Annotated in this window: 22 protein-coding genes, 1 tRNA gene and 1 pseudogene; 14 read left to right on the top strand and 10 right to left on the bottom strand. The window is 69.1% G+C overall.

Annotation, left to right across the window (positions count from 1 at the left end; genetic code table 11):
* The first annotated feature begins 108 nt into the window (after window positions 1–108).
* A complete protein-coding gene (locus IE248_RS15195; RefSeq protein WP_037793156.1) occupies window positions 109–540 on the top strand; it encodes a pyridoxamine 5'-phosphate oxidase family protein in 432 nt (143 codons plus the stop codon).
* 142 nt (window positions 541–682) lie between these two features.
* On the opposite strand, the gene IE248_RS15190 is transcribed toward IE248_RS15195, so the two are convergent.
* Both IE248_RS15190 and IE248_RS15185 read right to left on the bottom strand, forming a co-directional pair.
* On the bottom strand, window positions 683–997 hold the full coding sequence (locus IE248_RS15190; RefSeq protein WP_037793158.1) for a Rieske (2Fe-2S) protein: 315 nt from the start codon (window positions 995–997) through the stop codon (window positions 683–685).
* On the bottom strand, window positions 997–1254 hold the full coding sequence (locus IE248_RS15185; protein WP_190030955.1) for a hypothetical protein: 258 nt from the start codon (window positions 1252–1254) through the stop codon (window positions 997–999). The genes IE248_RS15190 and IE248_RS15185 overlap by 1 nt, the downstream gene beginning before the upstream one ends.
* 102 nt (window positions 1255–1356) lie before the next feature.
* Between IE248_RS15185 and IE248_RS15180 the strand changes: the two genes are divergently transcribed.
* Window positions 1357–2385, top strand: a complete 1029-nt coding sequence (locus IE248_RS15180; protein ID WP_008741410.1) for a regulatory protein — start codon at window positions 1357–1359, stop codon at window positions 2383–2385.
* A gap of 105 nt (window positions 2386–2490) precedes the next feature.
* Here IE248_RS15180 and IE248_RS15175 read toward each other — a convergent pair whose 3' ends face one another.
* Genes IE248_RS15175 through dnaK form a run of 4 tightly spaced genes read right to left on the bottom strand, consistent with a single transcriptional unit; the run spans window position 2491 to window position 6717 of the window.
* A complete protein-coding gene (locus IE248_RS15175; RefSeq protein WP_008741411.1) occupies window positions 2491–2955 on the bottom strand; it encodes a heat shock protein transcriptional repressor HspR in 465 nt (154 codons plus the stop codon).
* Between the two features lies 1 nt (window position 2956).
* Entirely contained in the window at window positions 2957–4147 is a 1191-nt protein-coding gene (gene dnaJ, locus IE248_RS15170) for a molecular chaperone DnaJ (RefSeq protein ID WP_008741412.1), read from the bottom strand.
* Between the two features lie 39 nt (window positions 4148–4186).
* Window positions 4187–4873 carry a nucleotide exchange factor GrpE gene (grpE, locus tag IE248_RS15165; protein WP_008741413.1) on the bottom strand — a complete coding sequence of 229 codons (687 nt, stop codon included), beginning with the start codon at window positions 4871–4873 and terminating at the stop codon, window positions 4187–4189.
* On the bottom strand, window positions 4873–6717 hold the full coding sequence (gene dnaK, locus IE248_RS15160; protein ID WP_008741414.1) for a molecular chaperone DnaK: 1845 nt from the start codon (window positions 6715–6717) through the stop codon (window positions 4873–4875). Before dnaK ends, grpE begins: the two co-directional genes overlap by 1 nt.
* 229 nt (window positions 6718–6946) lie before the next feature.
* Between dnaK and IE248_RS15155 the strand changes: the two genes are divergently transcribed.
* On the top strand, window positions 6947–7534 hold the full coding sequence (locus tag IE248_RS15155) for a sugar transferase (protein WP_073797855.1): 588 nt from the start codon (window positions 6947–6949) through the stop codon (window positions 7532–7534).
* Between the two features lie 119 nt (window positions 7535–7653).
* Window positions 7654–9861 (top strand): annotated as a pseudogene (locus IE248_RS15150) ((Fe-S)-binding protein); the annotation flags it as partial.
* Window positions 9862–10564: 703 nt separating this feature from the next.
* On the opposite strand, the gene IE248_RS15145 reads toward IE248_RS15150, so the two are convergent.
* Complete coding sequence (locus tag IE248_RS15145; RefSeq protein ID WP_190030953.1) at window positions 10565–11281, bottom strand: hypothetical protein; 717 nt, start codon at window positions 11279–11281, stop codon at window positions 10565–10567.
* A gap of 262 nt (window positions 11282–11543) precedes the next feature.
* Here IE248_RS15145 and IE248_RS15140 point away from each other — a divergent pair, with 262 nt between their 5' ends.
* Window positions 11544–12467, top strand: a complete 924-nt coding sequence (locus tag IE248_RS15140) for a Yip1 family protein (RefSeq protein WP_190030952.1) — start codon at window positions 11544–11546, stop codon at window positions 12465–12467.
* A 112-nt stretch (window positions 12468–12579) separates the two neighbouring features.
* Here IE248_RS15140 and IE248_RS15135 read toward each other — a convergent pair whose 3' ends face one another.
* Complete coding sequence (locus IE248_RS15135) at window positions 12580–13080, bottom strand: phosphoribosyltransferase (RefSeq protein WP_008741418.1); 501 nt, start codon at window positions 13078–13080, stop codon at window positions 12580–12582.
* Window positions 13077–13664, bottom strand: a complete 588-nt coding sequence (dcd, locus tag IE248_RS15130) for a dCTP deaminase (protein WP_008741419.1) — start codon at window positions 13662–13664, stop codon at window positions 13077–13079. Before dcd ends, IE248_RS15135 begins: the two co-directional genes overlap by 4 nt.
* A gap of 454 nt (window positions 13665–14118) precedes the next feature.
* Here dcd and IE248_RS15125 point away from each other — a divergent pair.
* Window positions 14119–14189 (top strand) — tRNA-Gly (locus tag IE248_RS15125).
* A gap of 162 nt (window positions 14190–14351) precedes the next feature.
* On the opposite strand, the gene IE248_RS37370 is transcribed toward IE248_RS15125, so the two are convergent.
* Window positions 14352–14876 (bottom strand): DDE-type integrase/transposase/recombinase, encoded by a 525-nt coding sequence (locus IE248_RS37370; protein WP_229895331.1) that lies wholly within the window; start codon window positions 14874–14876, stop codon window positions 14352–14354.
* 560 nt (window positions 14877–15436) lie between these two features.
* Between IE248_RS37370 and IE248_RS15115 the strand changes: the two genes are divergently transcribed.
* From IE248_RS15115 to eccD, 8 genes are all read left to right on the top strand, one after another.
* Complete coding sequence (locus IE248_RS15115) at window positions 15437–15769, top strand: hypothetical protein (RefSeq protein WP_190030951.1); 333 nt, start codon at window positions 15437–15439, stop codon at window positions 15767–15769.
* A gap of 19 nt (window positions 15770–15788) precedes the next feature.
* Window positions 15789–16103, top strand: coding sequence for a pore-forming ESAT-6 family protein (locus tag IE248_RS15110; protein WP_190030950.1), 315 nt, complete (start codon window positions 15789–15791; stop codon window positions 16101–16103).
* A 43-nt stretch (window positions 16104–16146) separates the two neighbouring features.
* On the top strand, window positions 16147–16530 hold the full coding sequence (locus IE248_RS15105; RefSeq protein ID WP_190030949.1) for a DUF6507 family protein: 384 nt from the start codon (window positions 16147–16149) through the stop codon (window positions 16528–16530).
* Complete coding sequence (locus IE248_RS15100; RefSeq protein WP_190030948.1) at window positions 16527–18869, top strand: EndoU domain-containing protein; 2343 nt, start codon at window positions 16527–16529, stop codon at window positions 18867–18869. Before IE248_RS15105 ends, IE248_RS15100 begins: the two co-directional genes overlap by 4 nt.
* 23 nt (window positions 18870–18892) lie before the next feature.
* Entirely contained in the window at window positions 18893–19312 is a 420-nt protein-coding gene (locus IE248_RS15095) for a hypothetical protein (protein WP_190030947.1), read from the top strand.
* 48 nt (window positions 19313–19360) lie between these two features.
* Window positions 19361–19588: a pentapeptide repeat-containing protein gene (locus IE248_RS15090; protein ID WP_350875071.1), complete on the top strand. Its 228-nt coding sequence runs from the start codon at window positions 19361–19363 to the stop codon at window positions 19586–19588.
* Window positions 19589–19979: 391 nt separating this feature from the next.
* On the top strand, window positions 19980–20345 hold the full coding sequence (locus tag IE248_RS15085) for a hypothetical protein (RefSeq protein ID WP_190030945.1): 366 nt from the start codon (window positions 19980–19982) through the stop codon (window positions 20343–20345).
* Window positions 20346–20358: 13 nt separating this feature from the next.
* Window positions 20359–21771, top strand: a complete 1413-nt coding sequence (gene eccD / locus IE248_RS15080; protein ID WP_190030944.1) for a type VII secretion integral membrane protein EccD — start codon at window positions 20359–20361, stop codon at window positions 21769–21771.
* Window positions 21772–21780 lie beyond the last annotated feature (9 nt).

The following is a 21780-nucleotide window of genomic DNA, read 5'->3' as shown; positions in this document are numbered from 1 at the left end:
GTACGGTTCGTGCGTCCTGCGCATGCATCCTGCACGCACTCTGCTATGGGCAACCTGTATAAAGTTGAGTCTATTCCACTCAAGGCTGTCGCACGTACGCTTCGGCGCATGCGTGTTTCGAACCCAGGTCATGACGTACTCAACCCGACGCCGGAGTACCTCGCCTTCTGGCGGGAGCGGCACGTCTGCACGCTGACCACCCCGAGGCCCGACGGAAGCCCGCACGTGGTGCCGGTCGGCGTGACGTACGACCCCGGGGCCGGGCTCGCGCGGGTGATCAGCAACAAGCACAGCAAGAAGGTCCGCAACGTCCTGGCGGCGATGGAGAGCGCCCCGGGCGGCTCGGCGCGGGTCGCGGTCTGCCAGATGGAGGGGCGCCGCTGGGCGACGCTGGAGGGGCGCGCGGTGGTCCGTACGGACGAGGCCTCGGTCGCCGAGGCGGTGGCGCGCTACGCCGAGCGGTACGGGCGGGTGCCGTCGCCGAACCCGGACCGGGTCGTCGTGGAGATCACCCTGGACCGGGCCATGGGGCGGGCCTGACCGGGCGGAAAAGGATCACGATTAATTGTCCGGTTCAACCACTGGACGCGGACATCACAGCGGCGCCATCGTGGTCAGGTCCACGATGGCGCCGCTGTGTGGGGGTAGCGCCTGAGCGATCTGCAACGACGGGGGAATCGCGTCAGGCACTGCGGGGGGTGGCGGTGGTGATGTCCGGTTCGAAAAGCTGGTGGTCGCGCTGATCGAGATTGACGAAGACCATGCCGTACCGGACCTCGCAGCGGACGGGCTGCGGCGCGCCGCGGGGGCGGCGCAGACAGCGGTAGGCGCGGACGTCTTCGTCTTCCTCGCGCACGACGACGATCGGCTGGCCGAACAGGGTGACCATCAGCGAATCTCCGGCGTGGGGGATCGCCGTGGCCAGGTCTATGAACTGCCATCCGGACCGGTACGCCGAGGCCATTTCGCGCCGGAAGTCACGGTCGTCGGGGGTCATCAGACGGCCTTCACGGGCGCGGCGTTCCAACCACTGTCCGGCTCACCGGCCGGCTTGGCGTTCCAACCGCTGTCCGACTTCTTGAATGTCGGCACGATGTTCCAACCGCTGTCCGACTCCCCTGCCGGCGTGGTGTTCCAACCGCTGTCACTGGCCAGAGCGCTCCCCGCATCACCATTGACGACGCTGACTGCCCCAAAGACCGCGACAGCGGAGAAAACAACGGCAAGCGCCGAGCGAAGCATTCTCTTGTACATGGTCGGCTTCGTCCTCACTTGATGGAATCCTCTCCCCCGCACGTCAGACCATGGCTCATTCAGGCACGTTACGGCCACAGGGACGATGCATCATGTTCTTGCATGTTCAGGACCCTGGGGGGTGGAGATTTGCCCATAAACTACACAAACCCGACACATCCCCACCCCGTCACGGCCATGTGCGACGAGGGGGCACGCCTGTACGCGGCGGCGCTGAGCACCGGCCGGGTACCCAGGGGCGAAGTGGCAAACGCTCCCTGCCTGCTCGAATTCGGTCTGCTGCGGCCCGACCCGGATGACGCGAACCAGCTCCGCGCGGTTCCCCCGTCCGTCGCTCTGGCCCAACGTCTCCATCCACTCGAACGTGAGATCCAGGACCGCAGACGCACCGCCATCGACCTCACCGATGCATTCGAGCCTTTCCTCGCCATCAGCGCCCAGAGCCCGGCGAACACCCACGCCATCACCGTGCTGGAGGGGTTCGACCAGATCAACGCCGCCCTGGACCTCGCCACCGCCGAGTGCCACACCGAGATGCTGACCGTCCAGCCGGGTGGCGCCCGGCCGTCGTTCGTCCTCAGTGAGGCCCTGGAGCGCGACGCCCCGCTGATCGACCGGGGCGTGAGCATCCGGACCCTCTACCAGCACACCGCGCGCCACAGCCAGGGCACCCTCGCCTATGTGGACCGCATTTCCACCGGGAAGGTTGAGATCCGCACGCTGGAGGAGCTGATCGAGCGCCTCATCATCTTCGACCGGACCGTCGCCTTCATCCCCGTCAGCGAAGACCGGCGGGTGGCACTGGAACTCCGCCATCCGGGGCTCGTCCAGTATCTCATCAAGGTCTTCGAGCAACTCTGGCGGCGTGCGGTGCCGTTGCGCGACGAGGTGACGTACACGCACATGCCCGAGGGCATCTCCGGCGTGCAGCGCTCCATCGCGCAGCTCCTCATCGAGGGGCACGTGGACGAGGCCATCGCGCGCCGGCTGGGGATGAACGTACGGACCTGCCGGGCGCACATCGCCAAGCTGGCCACCGCGCTGGGGAGCGGCAGCCGGGCGCAGCTGGGCTACCTCATCGCCCAGTCGGGGATCCTGCACGGGGACCCGTCACAGCTGCCGAAGTGCTGACCGGCTGACGGGGCGCCCCCGTGCGTACGCGCCGAAGGCCCCGCCCGGGATTCCGGGCGGGGCCTTCGGTACGTCCAGGGCCGCGGGGGCCGCGGTGTCAGTCCGTCAGTCCGTCGGGCGCTTGGGGCGCCAGACGACGAGCGCGTTGCCCGGCACCGGCGGCTGGTACGGAACCAGGTCCCGGCGGTACGAGGCGTGCACCTGGGCCTCGCGGGCCCGCAGGGTGGCGGCGGCGCCGTCCACGGTGGCGGCCAGTTCGGCCACGCGCTGCTGGAGGGCGGCCACCTGGTTCTCCAGCTCGATGATGCGCTTGATGCCCGCCAGGTTGATGCCCTCGTCCTGGGACAGCGCCTGCACCGTGCGGAGCAGCTCGATGTCCCGGGCCGAGTAGCGCCGGCCGCGGCCGGCCGTCCGGTCCGGGGAGACCAGGCCGAGGCGGTCGTACTGGCGGAGGGTCTGCGGGTGCAGGCCGGAGAGCTGGGCGGCCACCGAGATCACGTAGACCGGGGTCTCGTCGGTGAGTTCATAAGCCCCGTTGCCGAAACGGGGCTGTCTGCGGCGGCCGTCCATCTCATGCTCCCTTCGCGGACTCGAACAGCGCGGCGCGCGGGTCTTCCGACTCGGTCGCGACGCGGTACATCTCCAGCGCCTCGCGCGCCTTGTCCGACAGCTCCGCCGGCACGGCCACCTCGACCGTCACCAGCAGGTCGCCGCGGGTGCCGTCCTTGCGGACCGCGCCCTTGCCGCGGGCCCGCATCGTCCGGCCGTTGGGGGTGCCCGGCGGCAGCTTCAGCGTCACCGACGGGCCGTTCAGGGTCGGGACCCTGATCTCGGCGCCGAGGGCGGCCTCCGCGAAGTCCACCGGGACCGTCACCGTCAGGTTGTCGCCCTTGCGGCCGAACACCGGGTGCGTGTCCACGTGGACCACCACGTAGAGGTCGCCCGCGGGGCCGCCGCGCTCGCCCGGAGTGCCCTTGCCGCGCAGCCGGATCCGCTGGCCGTCGGAGACGCCCGCCGGGATCCGGACCTGCATGGTGCGGGAGCTGCGGGCGCGGCCGCTGCCCTTGCAGACGTCGCAGGGGTTCTCCGCGATCAGACCGCGGCCCTTGCAGTCCGCGCAGGGGTCGGTCAGCGAGAAGCCGCCGCCGCTGCCGCGCGAGACCTGGCCGGTGCCGACGCAGGTCGGGCACACCCGGGGGGTGCCGTTCTTGTCGCCGGTGCCCGAACAGGCCTTGCAGGGAGCCTGGGAGGACATCCGGAGCGGGACGGTCGCCCCGTCCACCGCCTCCGTGAAGGAGAGCGTGACCTCGGACTCGATGTCCTGGCCGCGGCGCGGCTGGACACGGGCTCCCGGGCCGGCGCCGGCGCCGCCGCGGTTGAACAGGCCGCCGAACACATCGCCCAGGCCGCCGCCGAAGCCGCCGCCCGCGCCGCCGCCGCCCGGCTGCTGACCGCCGAAGAGGTCGCCGAGGTCGAAGTTGAACGAGCCGCCGCCCCCGCCCGGCCCGGGGCGGAAGCCACCGTTGCCGAACAGGGCGCGCGCCTCGTCGTACTCCTTGCGCTTCTTGGCGTCGCCGAGGATGTCGTTCGCCTCGGAGATCTCCTTGAAGCGCTCTTCCGCCGAGGCGTCGCCCTTGTTGGCGTCCGGGTGGAACTCGCGGGCGAGCTTCCGGTACGCCTTCTTGATCTCGGCCTCGGTGGCGTCCTTCGGGACACCGAGGACCTTGTAGTAGTCCTTCTCGACGAAGTCCTTCGTGCTCATCCCCGGTGGCCCTCCTCTCGTTCCTCTACGTGTACCGCGTCAGCCCTTTTCGGGGGCATCCGTGTCCTTGTCGGACGGTGCTTCGCCCTCCGAGGACTCGGACTTGGCGGCCGGGGCCGCACCCGGCTGGGGCTCGGCCACCGCGACCCGCGCGGGGCGGATCGTACGCTCGCCGATCCGGTACCCCGGCTGCAGGATCGCCACGCAGGTGTCCTCGGTGACGTCCGGCGCGTACGAGTGCATCAGGGCCTCGTGGATCGTCGGGTCGAAGGGCTCGCCCTCCTTGCCGAACTGCTGGAGGCCCATCTTGGCCGCGGCCGTCTCCAGCGATTCGGCCACCGACTTGAAGCCGCCGACCAGCTCGCCATGATCCCGCGCGCGGCCGATGTCGTCCAGGGTCGGGAGCAGTTCCGTCAGGAGCTTCGCGACCGCGACCTCCTGGACGGCGATGCGGTCCCGCTCCACACGGCGGCGGTAGTTCTGGTACTCCGCCTGGAGCCGCTGGAGGTCCGCGGTGCGCTCGCCGAGCGCGGTACGGGCCTGGTCGAGCTGCGCCAGAAGGGCGGCCTCGCGGCCGGTGTCCTGTGCTGCTGCGGAGTCCCCGGCCGGGGCCGCCGCCTCCTCCTCGGAGGAGTCGGCGGCCTTCTTCGGCTCGGCGGCGTCGTCAGGCGTGGCGCCGGCGGGGACTTCGGGCTTCTCCTCGAAGCCCGGGGTCTCCTCCGACATCAGGCAGCGCCGCCCTTCGGCTTCTCGTCGTCGACGATCTCGGCGTCCACCACGTCGTCGTCGGCCTTCGCCTGCTGGCCCTCACCGGCGCCACCGGCGGCCTGGGCGGCCTGGGCGTCGGCGTAGATGGCCTGGCCGAGCTTCTGGCTGACGGCGCCGAGCTTCTCGGTCGCGGTGCGGATCTCGGCCGCGTCGTCACCCTTGAGCTTTTCCTTCAGCTCGGTGATCGCGGTCTCGACCTCGGTCTTGACCTCGGCCGGAACCTTCTCCGCGTTCTCCGCGAGGAACTTCTCCGTCTGGTAGACGAGCTGCTCGCCCTGGTTGCGGGACTCGGCGGCCTCCTTGCGGCGCAGGTCCTCGTCCGCGTACTGCTCCGCCTCCTGGCGCATGCGGTCGACCTCGTCCTTGCCGAGCGAGGAGCCGCCGGTGACGGTCATCTTCTGCTCCTTGCCCGTGCCAAGGTCCTTGGCCGTGACGTGCATGATGCCGTTCGCGTCGATGTCGAAGGAGACCTCGATCTGCGGGACGCCACGCGGGGCCGGCGGCAGGCCGGTCAGCTCGAACATGCCGAGCTTCTTGTTGTACGCCGCGATCTCGCGCTCGCCCTGGTAGACCTGGATCTGCACGGACGGCTGGTTGTCCTCGGCCGTCGTGAAGATCTCGGACCGCTTGGTCGGGATCGTGGTGTTGCGCTCGATGAGCTTGGTCATGATGCCGCCCTTGGTCTCGATGCCGAGGGACAGCGGGGTCACGTCGAGGAGCAGGACGTCCTTGACCTCACCCTTGAGCACACCGGCCTGGAGGGTGGCGCCGATGGCGACGACCTCGTCCGGGTTGACGCCCTTGTTGGCGTCCTGACCGCCGGTGAGCTCCTTGACGAGCTCGGCGACGGCCGGCATGCGGGTGGAGCCGCCGACCAGGACCACGTGGTCGATCTCGGACAGCTGGATGCCGGCGTCCTTGATGACGTTGTGGAACGGGGTCTTGCAACGGTCCAGGAGGTCGGCCGTCAGCTGCTGGAACTGGGCGCGCGTGAGCTTCTCGTCCAGGTGCAGCGGGCCCTCGGCGGAAGCCGTGATGTAGGGCAGGTTGATCGTGGTCTCCGTGGAGGAGGACAGCTCGATCTTCGCCTTCTCGGCGGCCTCGCGCAGGCGCTGGAGCGCCATCTTGTCCTTGGAGAGGTCCACGCCGTGACCGCCCAGGAACTGCTTCACCAGGTAGTCCACGACGCGCTGGTCCCAGTCGTCACCACCGAGGTGGTTGTCACCGTTGGTCGCCTTGACCTCGACGACGCCGTCGCCGATCTCCAGGAGCGACACGTCGAAGGTGCCGCCACCGAGGTCGAAGACCAGGATGGTCTGGTCGTCCTTGTCGAGGCCGTAGGCCAGCGCGGCGGCCGTCGGCTCGTTGACGATGCGCAGGACGTTCAGGCCCGCGATCTCGCCGGCCTCCTTCGTCGCCTGACGCTCGGAGTCGTTGAAGTAGGCCGGGACGGTGATGACCGCGTCCGTGACCTTCTCGCCCAGGTACGCCTCGGCGTCGCGCTTCAGCTTCTGCAGGATGAAGGCGCTCATCTGCTGCGGGTTGAAGTCCTTGCCATCCAGGTTGATCTTCCAGTCAGTGCCCATGTGGCGCTTGACGGAGCGGATGGTCCGGTCCACGTTCGTGACCGCCTGGCGCTTGGCCACCTCGCCGACGAGGACCTCGCCGTTCTTGGCGAAGGCGACGACGGACGGCGTGGTCCTGGCGCCCTCGGCGTTGGTGATGACGGTGGGCTCGCCGCCTTCGAGAACGCTGACGACGGAGTTCGTGGTGCCCAGGTCGATGCCGACCGCACGTGCCATTTCAATTCCTCCAGCTGACTTGAGTGCAACGGACTCAACCATGCCGCAAGGCGGCGCGTGCGTCAACAGAGGTGAGCCTAAGGGGCTCAACTTTTACACCAGTCTTACGCTCATCCGAGTGACGGCCCGGGCTCCGGCGGGGCCCCGGGCGGGGCCGAGCGGGCGATGCTCGACGGCCCCCGCTGCGCGGCACCGCCCAGCCGCCGAAGGCGCACGGCACGGTGCGTGCATGCCGCTGCCGTCCTTCGCACCACCCGCAATCCGGCGCCTCGCCCCCACCCTGCGGCCGCCGCGTCTCCCCGCCTGCCCGGCGAAGCGGGTCGTAGACCTGCTGGGGGCAGTGCCGCTGGCCGCGCTGGCCGCGCTGCCGCTGCTGGTGATCGCCGCGCTGCTGTGCGCCGGCCAGGGCGGGCGGGCCTTCGTACGGGAGCCGGCGGCGGGTCTCGGGGGACGGCCTTTCCGCACCTGGCGACTGCGGACGGACGCGGGGGCGGGGTGGCTGGGGACGGCGGTGGAGCGCTGCGCCCTGGACGCGCTGCCGCAGCTGCTCAACGTGCTCCGAGGGGAGATGTCACTGGTCGGGCCGCGCCCGGGGCCGGGTACGGACCGCCCGGACCGGCTCCTCGTAAAGCCTGGAATGACCGGGTTGTGGCAGGTGAGCGCACGCTCAGACCTCCCCTGGGAGGAAATGGCCCTCCTGGACCGGCACTATGTGGAGAGCCACTGGCTGGGGATGGATCTCGCGATCCTGGCCCAGACCCCCCGGGCGGCCCGTAGGCACAGGTCCGCACGGGGCGGCACCGGGCGGCCCGCATAGGCAAGCCTGAGCGACACAGATCACCGCGCGCTCAGCTACATTGCGGCGTCGGGAATGGGTAACCTCAAGCCTTGACTGAATAAGTTACCGCTTAGTAATGCCGCCCGAGGAGCCCCTCCATGCAACTCGCCGCGATCATCGTGTCGCTGGTCCTGACCGTGGTCGGCGTCGCGCTGCTCGCCCGAGCCGTGGCGCAGATCTACCGGTTCGTGAAGCTCGGTCAGCCCGTGCCGGCAGGCAGCCGCACGGACGACCCCAAGGCCCGAACGATCACCCTGGTCCGGGAGTTCCTCGGACACAGCCGCATGAACCGCTGGGGCATCGTCGGCTTCGCGCACTGGTTCGTCGCGATCGGCTTCCTGACGCTGCCTCCGACGCTGCTGCAGGCGTACGGGCAGCTCTTCCAGGCCGACTGGGTGCTGCCGATCGTCGGGAACTTCCTGCCGTTCGAGCTGTACATCGAGTTCATCGGGATCATGACGATCCTCGGCATCGCCGTGCTGATCGCCATCCGCCTGCTCTCGCTGCCCTCCCGGGCGGGCCGCAAGTCGCGCTTCACGGGCTCCAAGGCCTGGCAGGCGTACTTCGTCGAGTACGTGATCCTCACCATCGGCCTCGCGATCCTGTGCCTGCGCGGCCTTGAGGGCGCGATCCACCACGTCGACTCGTACGAGCCCGCGTACTTCGTCTCGTACCCGCTGGTGCTGGCCTTCAAGGGGCTCTCGCTCGGCGCGCTGCAGAACGCCATCTACTTCACCGCGATGGTCAAGATCGGCGTCTCGCTGATCTGGATGATCGTCGTCTCGCTGAACACCAACATGGGTGTCGCCTGGCACCGCTTCCTCGGCTTCCCGAACATCTGGTTCAAGCGGAACGCGGACGGCGCCACGGCGCTGGGCGCCCTCCAGCCGATGACCAGCGGCGGCAAGGAGATCGACTTCGAGGAGCCGGGCGAGGACGACGTCTTCGGCGTCTCCCAGGTCGAGCAGTTCTCCTGGAAGGGCATCCTCGACTTCTCCACCTGCACCGAGTGCGGCCGCTGCCAGTCGCAGTGCCCGGCCTGGAACACGGGCAAGCCGCTGTCCCCGAAGCTGCTCGTCATGTCGCTGCGCGACCACGCGCACGCCAAGGCGCCGTACCTGCTCGCGGGCGGCGGCAAGGACATGGAGGGCAACGAGAAGGCCACGGCGGAGCAGCTCGCGAACGTCCCGGCGGCGGCCCTGGCGGAGGCGGAGCGCCCGCTCATCGGCACCGCCGAGGAGAACGGCGTCATCGACCCCGACGTGCTGTGGTCCTGCACCACCTGCGGCGCGTGCGTGGAGCAGTGCCCGGTCGACATCGAGCACATCGACCACATCGTCGACATGCGGCGCTACCAGGTGATGATCGAGAGCGCGTTCCCGTCGGAGGCGGGCACGATGCTCAAGAACCTGGAGAAGAAGGGCAACCCCTGGGGCCTCGCGAAGAAGCAGCGGGTGGAGTGGACGAAGGAGGTCGACTTCGAGGTCCCGATCATCGGGAAGGACGCGGAGGACCTCTCCGAGTTCGACTACCTGTACTGGGTCGGCTGCGCGGGCGCGCTGGAGGACCGCGCGAAGAAGACCACGAAGGCCTTCGCCGAGCTCCTCAACATCGCGGGCGTCAAGTTCGCGATCATGGGCGGCGACGAGAAGTGCACCGGTGACTCCCCGCGCCGCCTGGGCAACGAGCCGCTGTTCCAGCAGCTGGCCCAGGAGAACGTGGCGATGCTGAACATGGCGTTCGGCGAGGACGACGAGGACGAGTCGACGCGCAAGCCGAAGTCGGCGAAGCGGATCGTCTCCACCTGCCCGCACTGCTTCAACACCATCGCGAACGAGTACCCGCAGCTGGGCGGCGAGTACGAGGTCATCCACCACACGCAGCTGCTCCAGCACCTGATCGACGAGGGCCGGCTGCTGCCGGTGACGCCGGTCGACGGGCTGATCACGTACCACGACCCCTGCTACCTGGGCCGCCACAACAAGGTCTACACGCCGCCGCGCGAGATCATGTCGGCCGTGCCGGGGCTGCGCCAGCAGGAGATGCACCGCCACAAGGAGCGGGGCTTCTGCTGCGGCGCGGGTGGCGCGCGCATGTGGATGGAAGAGCGCATCGGCAAGCGCATCAACAACGAGCGCGTCGACGAGGCCCTGTCCCTGAACCCGGACATCGTCTCCACCGCGTGCCCGTTCTGCCTGGTGATGCTGACGGACTCGGTCAACGGCAAGAAGAACGACGGCAAGGCGAAGGAACACGTCCAGGTCGTCGACGTGGCCCAGCTGCTCCTGGAGTCGGTGAAGAACCCGGAGGCGGAGGCGGCGGCGCTGGCCCTGGCCGAGGCGGAAGCCGAGGCGGCGGCCCTGGCCGAGGCGGAAGCGAAGGCGGCAGCCCTGGCCGAGGCAGAAGCGAAGGCCAAGGCGAAGGCGGAAGCCGAGGCGGCCGCGAAGGCGAAGGCCGAAGCGGAAGCCGAGGCGGCTGCGGCAGCCGCTGCTGCGGAGGCGGAGGCGGCGGAAGCCCCCGCAGCCCCGCAGGCCGACGCTGCGACTGAGGCTGCGCCCGAGGCCCAGGCGGAGCCGAAGGACGACGCAGCGGCCGAGGCCGAGGCTGCGCCCAAGGCTGAGGCTGCGGCCGAGCCGAAGACAAGCCCCGAGGCCCAGCCGGAGCCGAAGGCGGCCGACACCGACGCGGAGCCGAAGGCCACCGCTGAGGCCGAGCCGAAGGCGACCACCGAGGCTGAGCCGAAGGCGACCACCGAGGCGGAGCCGAAGGGCGACGCTGAGGCCGGCAGCGCGGCCGAGGCCGAGCCGAAGGGCGACGTCACGGCTGATGGCGAGGCCAAGAAGGCCGAGGCTTCGGAGGAGTCGGGCGCCAAGTAGGCGCTGGTCAGAACGCCGGAACGGCCGGTCCCCGTCAGGGGGCCGGCCGTTCCGCGTTTGCGGGGGCCTGGGGGCTCGCCCCCAGTTTCGGGAAGGGGCGGGGTGGGGGATGGGCCCCGCGCAGCGGCCAGACCTACCGCAGCCCACCGGCGCCCGACCCGGCCCGGGCCCCGGCCCCCGCCCCCACCCCGTACGCCTCGACCAGCTTCCCGCTCCCGAAGTCGTACACCCAGCTGCTCCCGCCACCCCGCCCGTCGATGACGACGAACTTCACCCGCTCCCCGTCCCGGACGATCTTGTACGTCCAGCCGTCGTGCACCGCGCTCGGGTGCCTCAGGTCGATCGCCCCCAGCACCTCGCCGTCCGGCAGGGAGATGACCGCCCGCTCGCCCCCCGCCCCCGCCCCGTCGGCGGCCAGCTTCGCGATCCGCCCGTCGGGCATGACGACCCGTACCGGCGCCGGCGCAACCGCCTTCGCCTTCACCTTCGGCCGGGACTTCTCCCCGCCCTCCATCCACGACGTCACACCGCCGTTCGGCTGGAGCACGACACGCAGCCCGTCGCTCCGCCCGTACGCCACGCCGCCACCCCGGCTGACCAGCGTGTCCAGCTTCGTGGACCCGGCGAATATGTCGGCCTCGAAGCGGTTCGGACCGGTCTTGTAGACCTTGGCGACCGCCCCGTCGGCCAGCCTCACGACCACCGGCGCCCCCGGCGCTACCGCCCCCACCCCCGCCGACGAGTCGGCGAACGCGGACCCCACCGGCACGGCGAGAACGGCGGCCGCCCCCACCACAACGGCGGCGGTACGGAGGGTCGTGCGGCAGGGGGTACGGCGAGTGCTGCGCATGGTGGGGGCTCTCCTCGTTCTCGGTCGTCACTCCGCGACGGCGACGCGGCATCGACGAAGCTACGTGTCCGATATCTACGTATTCCGTCGGCAATGTAACGAACCGCCGCAGACTGCCCCGCAGCCATGTAAACCCGGCACCCCACCGGCCGGGGGTTCTCCCCCCGGGGATCCCCTAAGGGATGTCACAGGTCGGCCGCAAAGGCCCCCGGTTCCGGCCGCCCGTCCCCCGGCTCCCGCCGGACCAGGTACTTTCGATCACGTGGCTGGATTCAGGATCGGACGCGGCCGGGACAACAACCGCACCCCGCAACAACCTTCGCGGCAGCAGCCGTACGGTCAGCAGCAACCGCCGCAGGCGCCGTACGGTCAGCAGCCCTACCCGCCCGCCGGGTCGCCCCCGCAGCAGCAGTGGCCCCAGCAGGCCGCCGCCGGGGGCCACGGCGAGCCCGAGTACTTCGACCCGTACGGGCAGCAGCAGCAACCGCCGCCGTACGCGGGCCAGGGCGGCCAGGGCGGCGGCCAGGGCGGCTCGTACGCGGACAACCCGGGCTACACCCAGGCCTTCGCCATCGGCGAGGACCCGTACGGCCAGGCCGCGACGTACCACGCGGGCGCCGGCGCGGCCCCTGCCGGCCCGACCGGACCGCGGCTGCCCTGGAAGGAGCTCCTGCGCGGCATCGTGATGCGGCCGGGGCCGACGTTCTTCCAGATGCGCGACTACGCGGTCTGGGGCCCGGCGCTGACCGTGACGTTCCTCTACGGCCTGCTCGCGGTCTTCGGCCTCGACGACGCCCGCGACGACGCGATCAAGGCGACGCTCGCCAACGCCGTCCCGATCGTCCTCTCCACCGGCGTGGCCTTCGTCATCTGCGGACTGCTCCTCGGCGCGGTCACGCACACCCTGGCCCGCCAGCTGGGCGGCGACGGCGCGTGGCAGCCGACCGTGGGCCTGTCCATGCTGGTCATGTCCATCACGGACGCCCCGCGCCTGCTCTTCGCCGTGTTCCTCGGCGGCGACAACATGGTCGTCCAGGTGCTCGGCTGGCTGACGTGGCTGGCCGCCGGCGCCCTGTTCACCTCCCTGGTCAGCAAGTCGCACGACCTGCCGTGGCCGAAGGCGCTGGGCGCCTCCGCCATCCAGCTGATCGCCCTGCTGTCGATCATCAAGCTGGGCACGATCTAGCCGTACGCACTCGTACGCACCCGTACGCGCCCGCACGCACGAGAAGGGGCCCGCTCCGCACACCAGGCGGACCGGGCCCCTCCTCACGCAACAGGATCGGGGTCAGACGGGGTCAGGCGTCGAGAACCTGCCCCTCCCTCCGCACCACCGGCGGCTCGACCGACCAGGGGAAGTTGATCCACTCGTCGGTCTTCTTCCACACGTACTCGCACTGCACGAGCGAGTGCGACTTCTCGTAGATGACCGCGGACCGCACCTCGGCAACGTGACCGAGGCAGAAGTCGTGCACCAGCTTGAGCGTCTTGCCGGTGTCGGCGACGTCGTCGGCGATCAGGACCTTCTTGTCGGTGAAGTCGATCGCCTCGGGGACCGGCGCAAGCATGACCGGCATCTCCAGGGTGGTGCCCACGCCGGTGTAGAACTCCACGTTCACGAGGTGGATGTTCTTGCAGTCCAGCGCGTACGCCAGACCGCCGGCCACGAACACGCCGCCGCGGGCGATGCTCAGGATGATGTCGGGCTCGTAGCCGTCGTCGGCGATGGTCTGCGCCAGCTCGCGGACGGCGCGCCCGAAGCCCTCGTAGGTCAGGTTCTCGCGTACTGCGTCGCTCATGCCTCGTGCCTCACCTGGGTGCGGTGGAAGTTCTGGAAGGAGCGCGAGGCGGTCGGCCCGCGCTGCCCCTGGTACCTGGATCCGTACCGCTCGCTGCCGTACGGGAACTCCGCGGGCGAGCTGAGCCGGAACATGCAGAGCTGCCCGATCTTCATGCCCGGCCAGAGCTTGATCGGCAGGGTGGCGAGGTTCGACAGCTCCAGGGTCACGTGCCCGGAGAACCCGGGGTCGATGAACCCGGCGGTCGAGTGCGTCACCAGACCGAGGCGCCCGAGGCTGGACTTCCCCTCCAGGCGGGAGGCGATGTCGTCGGGCAGCGAGATGACCTCGTACGTCGAGGCGAGCACGAACTCGCCCGGGTGGAGGATGAACGCCTCGTCACCCTCGGGCTCGACCATGCGGGTCAGGTCCGGCTGCTCGACGGCGGGGTCGATGTGGGCATAGCGGTGGTTCTCGAACACCCGGAAGTACCGGTCGAGACGCACATCGATACTGGAGGGCTGCACCATCGATTCCTCGAACGGGTCGATGCGAACCCGTCCGCCGTCGATCTCGGCCCGGATGTCTTTGTCAGAGAGAAGCACGTCCCGAGGATACGCAGAGCGCGCGAGCCACCCCCAATCGGAGCGGAACCCGCGCGCCTCCGTCTAGCGCTTCACGCCACCCACGGGCACGGCCTGCCGCAGCCGCGCGCACCGCGGACACCGCAGCAACCGCCCGGGCCCGATCCGACCGGGGCCGAGCTGCTGGAGCGGAAACGAGGCGGTGCTGAATACATGCCCTTCGGCACAACGGACGACGGTGTGCTCCATCGAGTCCCTTTCCCCTGAAGCCTTACTGCGCAACGAATCGCCACATTAGGGGATGAACAGGACCCACCCAAGCCGCCGCTCCGAACCCGTACGTTACGCCCCAACTCCCGCCCCCACACGCCTTGCTGTACCCCACACACGACAACGACCCCGCGGCAAATACGCCGGGGGTCGATCATGGGGTAGAGTGTGCAACGCTAAGGCTCCAGGCAACTGGACCGCCTGCGCGGATGTAGTTTAATGGTAGAACATGAGCTTCCCAAGCTTATAGCGCGGGTTCGATTCCCGTCATCCGCTCTTTCACGAAGGCCCAGGTCACCGACCTGGGCCTTCGTCGTTGTCTAGACCTCTCACGGTTGGCCGCGCCCTCCGGGTGTCCCAAGTACCGCGAACGCCCTGACCGGAGGCTGTTTGGTGCGCCACATGGCCAGGCTGACACCTCGAATCGCGAGACGCATCTCAAGTGTCAATCCCCTCGTTTCGTGGAGACCTTCCTGTGCAGCCAGTTCCTCGGCGAGGCCGGCCCGGTAGTCGCGTCCGTAGTCGATCGGGCTCTTCCAGCCGCACACGCTGTGTAGCCGTCTTACGTTGTAGGAGTCGGTGACCCAGGTCGCGCTCCTGATCCGGACCCTCGGGCCGGGTGGTGAACGTGCGCCGATGGACGGACTCGACCTTCAGGACGCTGGTGAAGGCCTCGCTGACGGCGTTGCCGAAGCACGATCCGACGCGGCCCATGGACTGGGCGACGCCCAGCTTGCGGCAGGCACGCCGGAACCTCCGCGAGGTGAATTCGCTGCCGCGGTCGCTGTGGAAGATCACGCCGCGGACGTCCCCTCCGCGGGTCGCCGCAGCCATGTGCGGCGCGGCGGCGACCAGGTCGGCTACGCGGTGGGCGCCCATCGCGTAGCCGAGCAGGCGGCGGGAGAACAGATCGATGACCTTGACCAGGCAGAGCTTCCCCCCACCGGTGACGATCTCCGTCATATCGCCCGCCCAGACCAGGTCGGGCTCCTCGGCGGTGAAGTCCCGGCGGACGTGGTCCGCACTCGCCGCCCGCTTCCCGGGCGGTCAGCCCCCGCCGGTGGCGGACCTTCCGGGCGATGAGCCCGAGCTCGGCCACCAGACTTGGCGAACTCCTCCTTCACCGCCTCCTTCAGCCGCTGACGGCGCATCTCCCGTCCGGTGGGTTTGCGGCTGCGGTGCTTGTAGAACCACGACTCGCTCACGCCCAGGGCGCGACAGGCCACGCGGTGCGGTATCCCGTGCTCGGTCCTCTGGTCACCGATCGCCCCGACGGCGGCCGCCGGGTCAGCCACGGCTACTTCACCCACACGACCACGCAGCGTTTGAGGACATCACGCTCCATCGCCAAACGTGTGACAGTGACGGCTGATTCAGCGACGAATGCCACTACTCGGCAACAGACAAGGAGATGTGACTTCCAATCACTTTGCAAACGACAACGCCAGGTTGATAGACATGGAACGCCGGTACGAACCATGGGTGTTCGAGTGGCTTGTTGTGAGAGGTGCGGGGGTGAGCGCGTGAAGTTCGACATGGGTAACACGGCGTTGTCGGGGCTGAAGTCTCGGACGCAGGGTTCGACTGAGGATCTCGGTGGTCTGATCCGGCAGCTGATTTCCGCTGCCGCGCCGTTGGAGGGCAAGTTCCACGGTTCGGGCAAGGTGGCCTTCGACCAGTTCAAGGAGCACTCGGACGAGGTGACGGCCGCGCTGAACAGTGCGCTGCGCTCGATCCTGGGTGGTCAGTCGGGGATGGACACGTCGTTCGGTCAGGGTGACCAGGAGTCGGCGGACAACGCGAAGCAGCAGATGGCGGCGGCGAACTTCGACGCGGCTCGTTTCTCGGGCCGCTAGGCAGACGGGGGTAGTTGACATGGGTGGAACGGGTTCGGACCGGCGTAGCTACGACCTCGGCGCCTCGACCGAGGTTCAGGGGTCGCTGGACGGCATCATCGGCCGGCTGGAGACGGTGCTGCGCGAGCGCGAGTCGGCGGTGAAGGCTGCGATGGCCGACTTCCAGGCCGACGGCGTGTCGGACGAGTACCACGGCAAGGAGCTGCGCTGGGACAAGGCGGCCGCCGAGGTCCGCGCGATCATCGCACTGCTGCGTTCGACGATGACGAAGAACGACGGCACCGCGCGCCAGACGCTGACCAGGGCCAAGGCCGCGGTCGACGCCATCGGCTGACGCCGGGGCACGGGAAGAAACGTCTTACGAAACGGGGGACATCGTGTCCAATTGGGACATCAAGCCGGATGGCGTTCGTGGGGTCCTCAGCAAGACCGCAGAGGCCGGGGGCAAGTTCGAGGACGAGTTCACGGCGTACGGCGACGGCTTGGTGGGCGCGGCGACGTGGGCGGGCACGATGGTTCTGGGCGGGACCGAGCTCCCCAAGGGGGGTGCGTTCGGTCCCGTGGCCCAGGCGTTGCAGGAGTTCCAGCAGCGCACGGAGAACGATGTGAAATTCCTTCCGGTCCGGACGGCGAAGTCCATCACCGGGGCGCGCCTGGCCACTGAGGAGTACCTCAAGGGCGACCTGCAGATGGCGAAGAACAAGCAGGAGGAGTACTCCAAGGCTCCGACTCCGGAAGAGATGAAGGACCCCAAGAAGTGATCGACCTGGGGAAGATACCGACCTTCACGGGCAACCTGGAGACTTTGGAGAAGCATGCGACGTCGCTGAAGACGACCGCCTCCGGCATTCGCGGTACGGGCAGGGACGTTCACAACGCGTTTCAGGCGTTGGATCCGGTCTACGACGCCCCCGAGCAGGAGGAGTTGCTCAACTCGACGACTCCGGTGCGGGACAAGGCGGATGAGTTCGCGAAGAAGCTGGAGTCCGTCAGTGGTGCCCTGACGAGCTTCGCGTCTACCGCCCGTCCGCTGGTGAACAAGATGAAGCAGCTCCGCGAGGACGCGGAGAAGTTCGTCGCGGACAACAAGGACGATGACGACTGGCAGCAGGACCAGGGCAAGATCGACGAGAACGCGCGTCTCGTCCGTGAGGTCGGTACGACGTGGGTGGCGTTCCAGGGCGTCGAGCGTGACGCGGCCAACAAGATCACCTCATTGGTGGGTGGTACGCATTTCGTCGTCGACGACGGTTCACACAAGGCCGGTATGTACGGCTTCAAGGAAAGCGACGTCAAGGATGCCAAGGAAACGCCTTGGGGGACGGTCGACGAGCGTGAGTACACGGGTCTGCGGGCTGCGTGGGAGTGGACGAAGGACAATGTCGGCGGTGCGCTGAAGGGGTTCTTCGTCGACGGTGTCCTGGGCACGCTCAAGGGCCTGGGCAGCATGGTCAACGTGTTCGACTGGGACAAGTTCAAGAAGACCTGGTCGGGCATCGGTGATGTCCTCGCCGGTGTCAGCGGCTACATCATCACGCCGTACGACTGGGTGTTCGACAAGACGTTCGGCCCACAGGACCACACTGACCGTGAACGCCAGAAGGCGGCCCTGCGCAACTTCGGCAAGTCGTTGGTCGCGTGGGACGAGTGGGGCAAGGACCCCTCGCGGGCGGTCGGGACGGTGCTGTTCAACGCACTGACCATCGGCTCGGGCTCCCTCCTCAAGCTCGGCAGGGCCGGGAAGCTGGGTGTGGGCGCGGAGGCCGCGACCATGCTGGGCAAGGCAGGCGCGCTCGTCGACCCGATGACCTACCTCGGCAAGACGACAAGTGTCGTCAAGCTCAAGGTCGGCGACTTCATGGAGGGCCTCAAGGCCAGCCAGGCGGGTGTGGACGACATGGCCCGCAACATGCCGACCGGGACCGCGCCGCACCCGGTCGAGGTGCCCGCGGCTCCCGGCCGTTCGGGGGAGCCGGCCTCGGCTCCGTCCCATTCGGGCGAGACGCCCCCCGGCCGCGAGTACGTCGACCACGCGGGCAACAAACGCGTCATCGGCGATGACGGGTACATCAGGGACGAACACGGCAACGTCGTTCGCGACACCGAACCCGTCAGGGAGCCGCACAAGGACGACCTGCCCAACGTCAAGGAGCACGAGACCGCGCCGGTCAAGGAAGAGGCGAAGGTCCTCGAAGGCGCGGGCGGCCCCAGCCGCGTGGAGAACGCGGCTGGCCACCCCGTCGGCTCGGCACACCCGGGCGGCGGATCCCACCCGACGGGTGGCGGCGGTACTCACAGCACGCCGCAGATGGGAGGGCACGCCGAGGGATCCCCGGCCGCCCACGCCGCGCCCCAGGGCGATGGGCAGGGTCCCTCGTCCGGTGCCGGGCACAGCGCGCCGCACACGGGTTCCGGTGGCGGCCATGGCACTGCCGGTGGCGGGGGCCACCAGCCCGGGCACGCCGCTGACAGCGCTTCCGGCGGGCACCACCCCGGCGGTTCCGGTCACGGCGGTGACCCCCATGACCCTGCGGGTCATGGCCACTCGCCGCAGGACCCTGCCGACCCCGGCACGGGTCAGCCGGACACGGGTTCCGGTTCGGGTCATGGCGGGGACACGTCCACCCCTCATCAGGATCCGCCGAAGGCGGAAGAGCTTCCTCCACTGCCGAAGGGCGGTCGTATCCCCGAGCACACCTTCGAGCACGTACTGCAGGGTGAGCTCAAGTACGATCGCAATGGCAACCCCAAGGTCACCGGATACCATTTCCGGCCCGGTGGCCGTGACCTCGACCCCTACATGGTGAAGGTCCCGAAGATCATAGAGATCGATCACAAGACGGGACTGACCACGGGCAATGTGTGGATGCGTGATCCGCGCACCGGGTTGATGGTGATGAAGCGGGCCAAGACGACCTTCTTCCCCCCGGGCTGGACGGAGAATCAGGTCAGGCGCGCCATGGAAAAATCCTTCGAGAACGCCCGCGTGGTCGACCCCGCCACCAACAAGTGGCGTGGGGACTGGAAGGGCATCACGTTTGAAGGCTACTTTGACCCGATCACGGGTGACGCGAAGACCATTTATCCGCTGATGCCGTAGCAGGAAATCAGGAGAACAGAGCAGTGATTCGCACTCAGTACTACGTCCAGGACGCGTTCAGGGCACCGTCCTTCTCCGGTCCTGCCGAGCTGAATATCCTGGGCCAGTGGGTGACGGCCGACCTCCAGCTCGTGCCGCTGTCCATCCTGGAAGCGATCGACCTGGTGACCGAGGCCAAGACCAACCCGGGCTTCGCGCCCGAGGACCTGGACGGAAACGCGCACACCGCCACCATCAGCCCGCAGGGCGTGAGAGTGGAGAACCACTACGTCGAACATGTCCAAGGTGACTACACCCTCGACGACGCGTTCCGCGTGCTGGTCGACTTCTGGGACTACTGCTGCCAGGCGCATCCCGAAAAGGTCGACTCACGCCGCCGTGAGTACGCCGCGGAGCACGGTCGCGACCCACTGGCCGGAATCCGCGACTTCCTCGGGGCGTGAGCTACCCGTGAGCCGCCCGGGCCGGTCGCGACCGCAGTTGGCTCAGCGGTGACGGATGGTGCGCGGATCGAGGATGCCGACATGGTCAAGGCCTCGCTGCACGGGATCGACGCGTCGGGAGCGAGCTTCAGAGGAACAAGGATCAAGGGGGCCTCGCTCTTCCGCGTCGATTTGAGGGGAGCAGACCTGCCTCCCCCCGCACGTTGGGCTATGCCGTCACCATTGTCTTTCGCGCCGAGGGCCCGGAGGTCCGGCGATTCGGCTCGTACCTGCTGACGGTTGGCGACGCAGCACGCCGCGCGAAGGTCCGTGAGGCACTGGGCCAGGAACGGCGGTGAGTTTCTCGGAGACCGAGGTCTTCCGGGGTCCGGTCACCTCCGGCCGGTGAACTGCCTCCCGGCCACGGGTGGATCGTCGGCGCGCTTTGCATTCCCCCGGTGAGAGTTGATAGTTATGGCGCCCGGTGCGTGTCATGACCGCGCCGTTCCATGGTGCAGTGATCGATTCGGGGACTTTTGTGGCCGCTGGGCCGCAACAGCAGTCATTTGCGGCGCAACAGCCGTTGCAGCAGCCCGGTTCTCCGGTGTCCCGGCTGCTGTTCATGGCCTTTCGGACCGCCCGGGGTTCGTAGGTCCACACCGGCTCGTGGAGCCCGGCTGATCGGGGAATGATGGCGAAGGATTACGACAGTCAGCTGCTGGAGTCGGTGTCGGTACGGCGCCGACGCATGCGCGATGCCCTGCTGTACGGGGCGCAGCGGGCCCGCCGGACGGCGGACGAGAAGCTCGGCAGGATATTCGCGGGCATCGCCATTGCGGCGCTTCTGTGCGCCGGTTGTGTGGGGTGGTCTTTCATCCAGCACACCCTGGCCAAGCAGAAAGAGCAGCAGAGACAGCAACAGCAGCGCTATACACCGCAGTTGACGTCACCATCGTCGCCGTCACCATCGAAGGCGCCTTCGCCATCCCCCTCGAAGACGAAAACGCCGAACAATTCGAAAGGAACACACAAAGTGACGGAGTCGGCCCAGTGATAGGTTCTGCCGCGTGGTGAGCGCGGGGGCCAAACAGCGTACGGAATTGAGCAGGATCACACTCGTCGGCGACCGCCGGCGCGTGGATCTCGTGCTGCCCGCGGACGAGCCCATCGGGCGGCTCTTGCCCGATGTCCTGCGGCTGTTGGGCGACAAGGTCGGCGAGCGCCCGGCCGCCCGGCATCTGATCACCGCTGAGGGAACGGTTCTACCGCAGGACGGGACCCTCGCCGATGCCGCCGTGCCCGACGGCGCTGTGCTCCGGCTCGTCCGCGTGCACGACGCGCCCTCCGCGCCCGTCGTGCACGACGTCACCGACGAGCTCGCCGAGGACCTGGACGTACGCGCGTGGCGCTGGCGCTCCGAGGCCCGGCGGTGGACCGCGGGCCTGGCGACGATCGTGCTGGCCGTGACCGCTGCCGTGCTCGCGCGCAGCAGCCACGGCGCGGCCCCGGTGGCGGCCGCTCTCGCGGTGTCGGCCGTGCTCGTCGCGGCCGTCGGCGCGGTCGCGGCCCGGATCGGCATCCGGGCCGGTCGGTCCGCGCAGGCGGGGGGCCAGGCGGGAGGCCGGGCGGAAGGCCAGGCAGCGCGCGACCTCGGCACCACCCTCCTGATGACCGGTGGCGTGCTCGGCGTGTTCGCCGCGTGGACCGCCGCCGACGCGCACGCCTGGTCCGGGCCGGCACGGCTCGCCGCCGTGGCCGGCGCGCTCACCGTGACACTCGCGCTCCTCGGGCTGTTCTCGCAGCTCGGCAGGGGCGGTCTGATCGGCGCCGGAGCCGTCGCCGTCACCACCGGAGCGTGGGAGGCAATCGCGGGATTCCAGGCCGACCCGGCGCGCCTCGGCTCCGTCATGGCCGTCGTCTCCCTCGTCGCCCTCGGCCTGCTGCCCCGCCTCGCGCTGATGGCGGCCGGGCTCACCGGACTCGACGACCGCCGCTCGGGCGGTGCCTCCGTCAGCCGCCACGAGGTCGAGACCGCCCTGGCCGCCACCCACCGCGGGCTGGTCCTGGCCACGGTCGCCGTCGCCGTGTCCGCCATGGCCGGCGGGCTGCTGGCCGTCACCTCGCCCTCGTGGTGGACGGTCCTGCTCGCGTCCGTGACGGTGGTCGTGCTGCTCTCCCGCTCGCGCGCCTTCCCCTTGGTCGCCGAGGTCGTCACGCTGCTGGCCGCCGCCCTGGTGCTGCTCGTCCGCCTCGTGATGCTGTGGATGGACCACGTCCCCGGCACCCCGGCCGGTCCGCCGGCCGCGCTCTGCGGGGTGGCGATCGTGCCGCTCGCCGTGCTGTCGGTCCGGCTGCCGGAACACGTCGGCGTCCGGCTGCGGCGCGCCGTGGACCTCGTCGAGACCATCGGCGTGATCGCACTGTTCCCGCTCGCGGTCGGGGTGTTCGGCGTCTACGTACGTCTGCTCCACCAGTTCTGAACTCCAGGA

This window comes from Streptomyces goshikiensis (assembly GCF_014650555.1).
GTDB classification, from domain to species: Bacteria; Actinomycetota; Actinomycetes; order Streptomycetales; family Streptomycetaceae; genus Streptomyces; species Streptomyces goshikiensis.
Note: the sequence above shows the minus strand (reverse complement) of the source record. Positions and strands in the feature narration are given on the sequence as shown.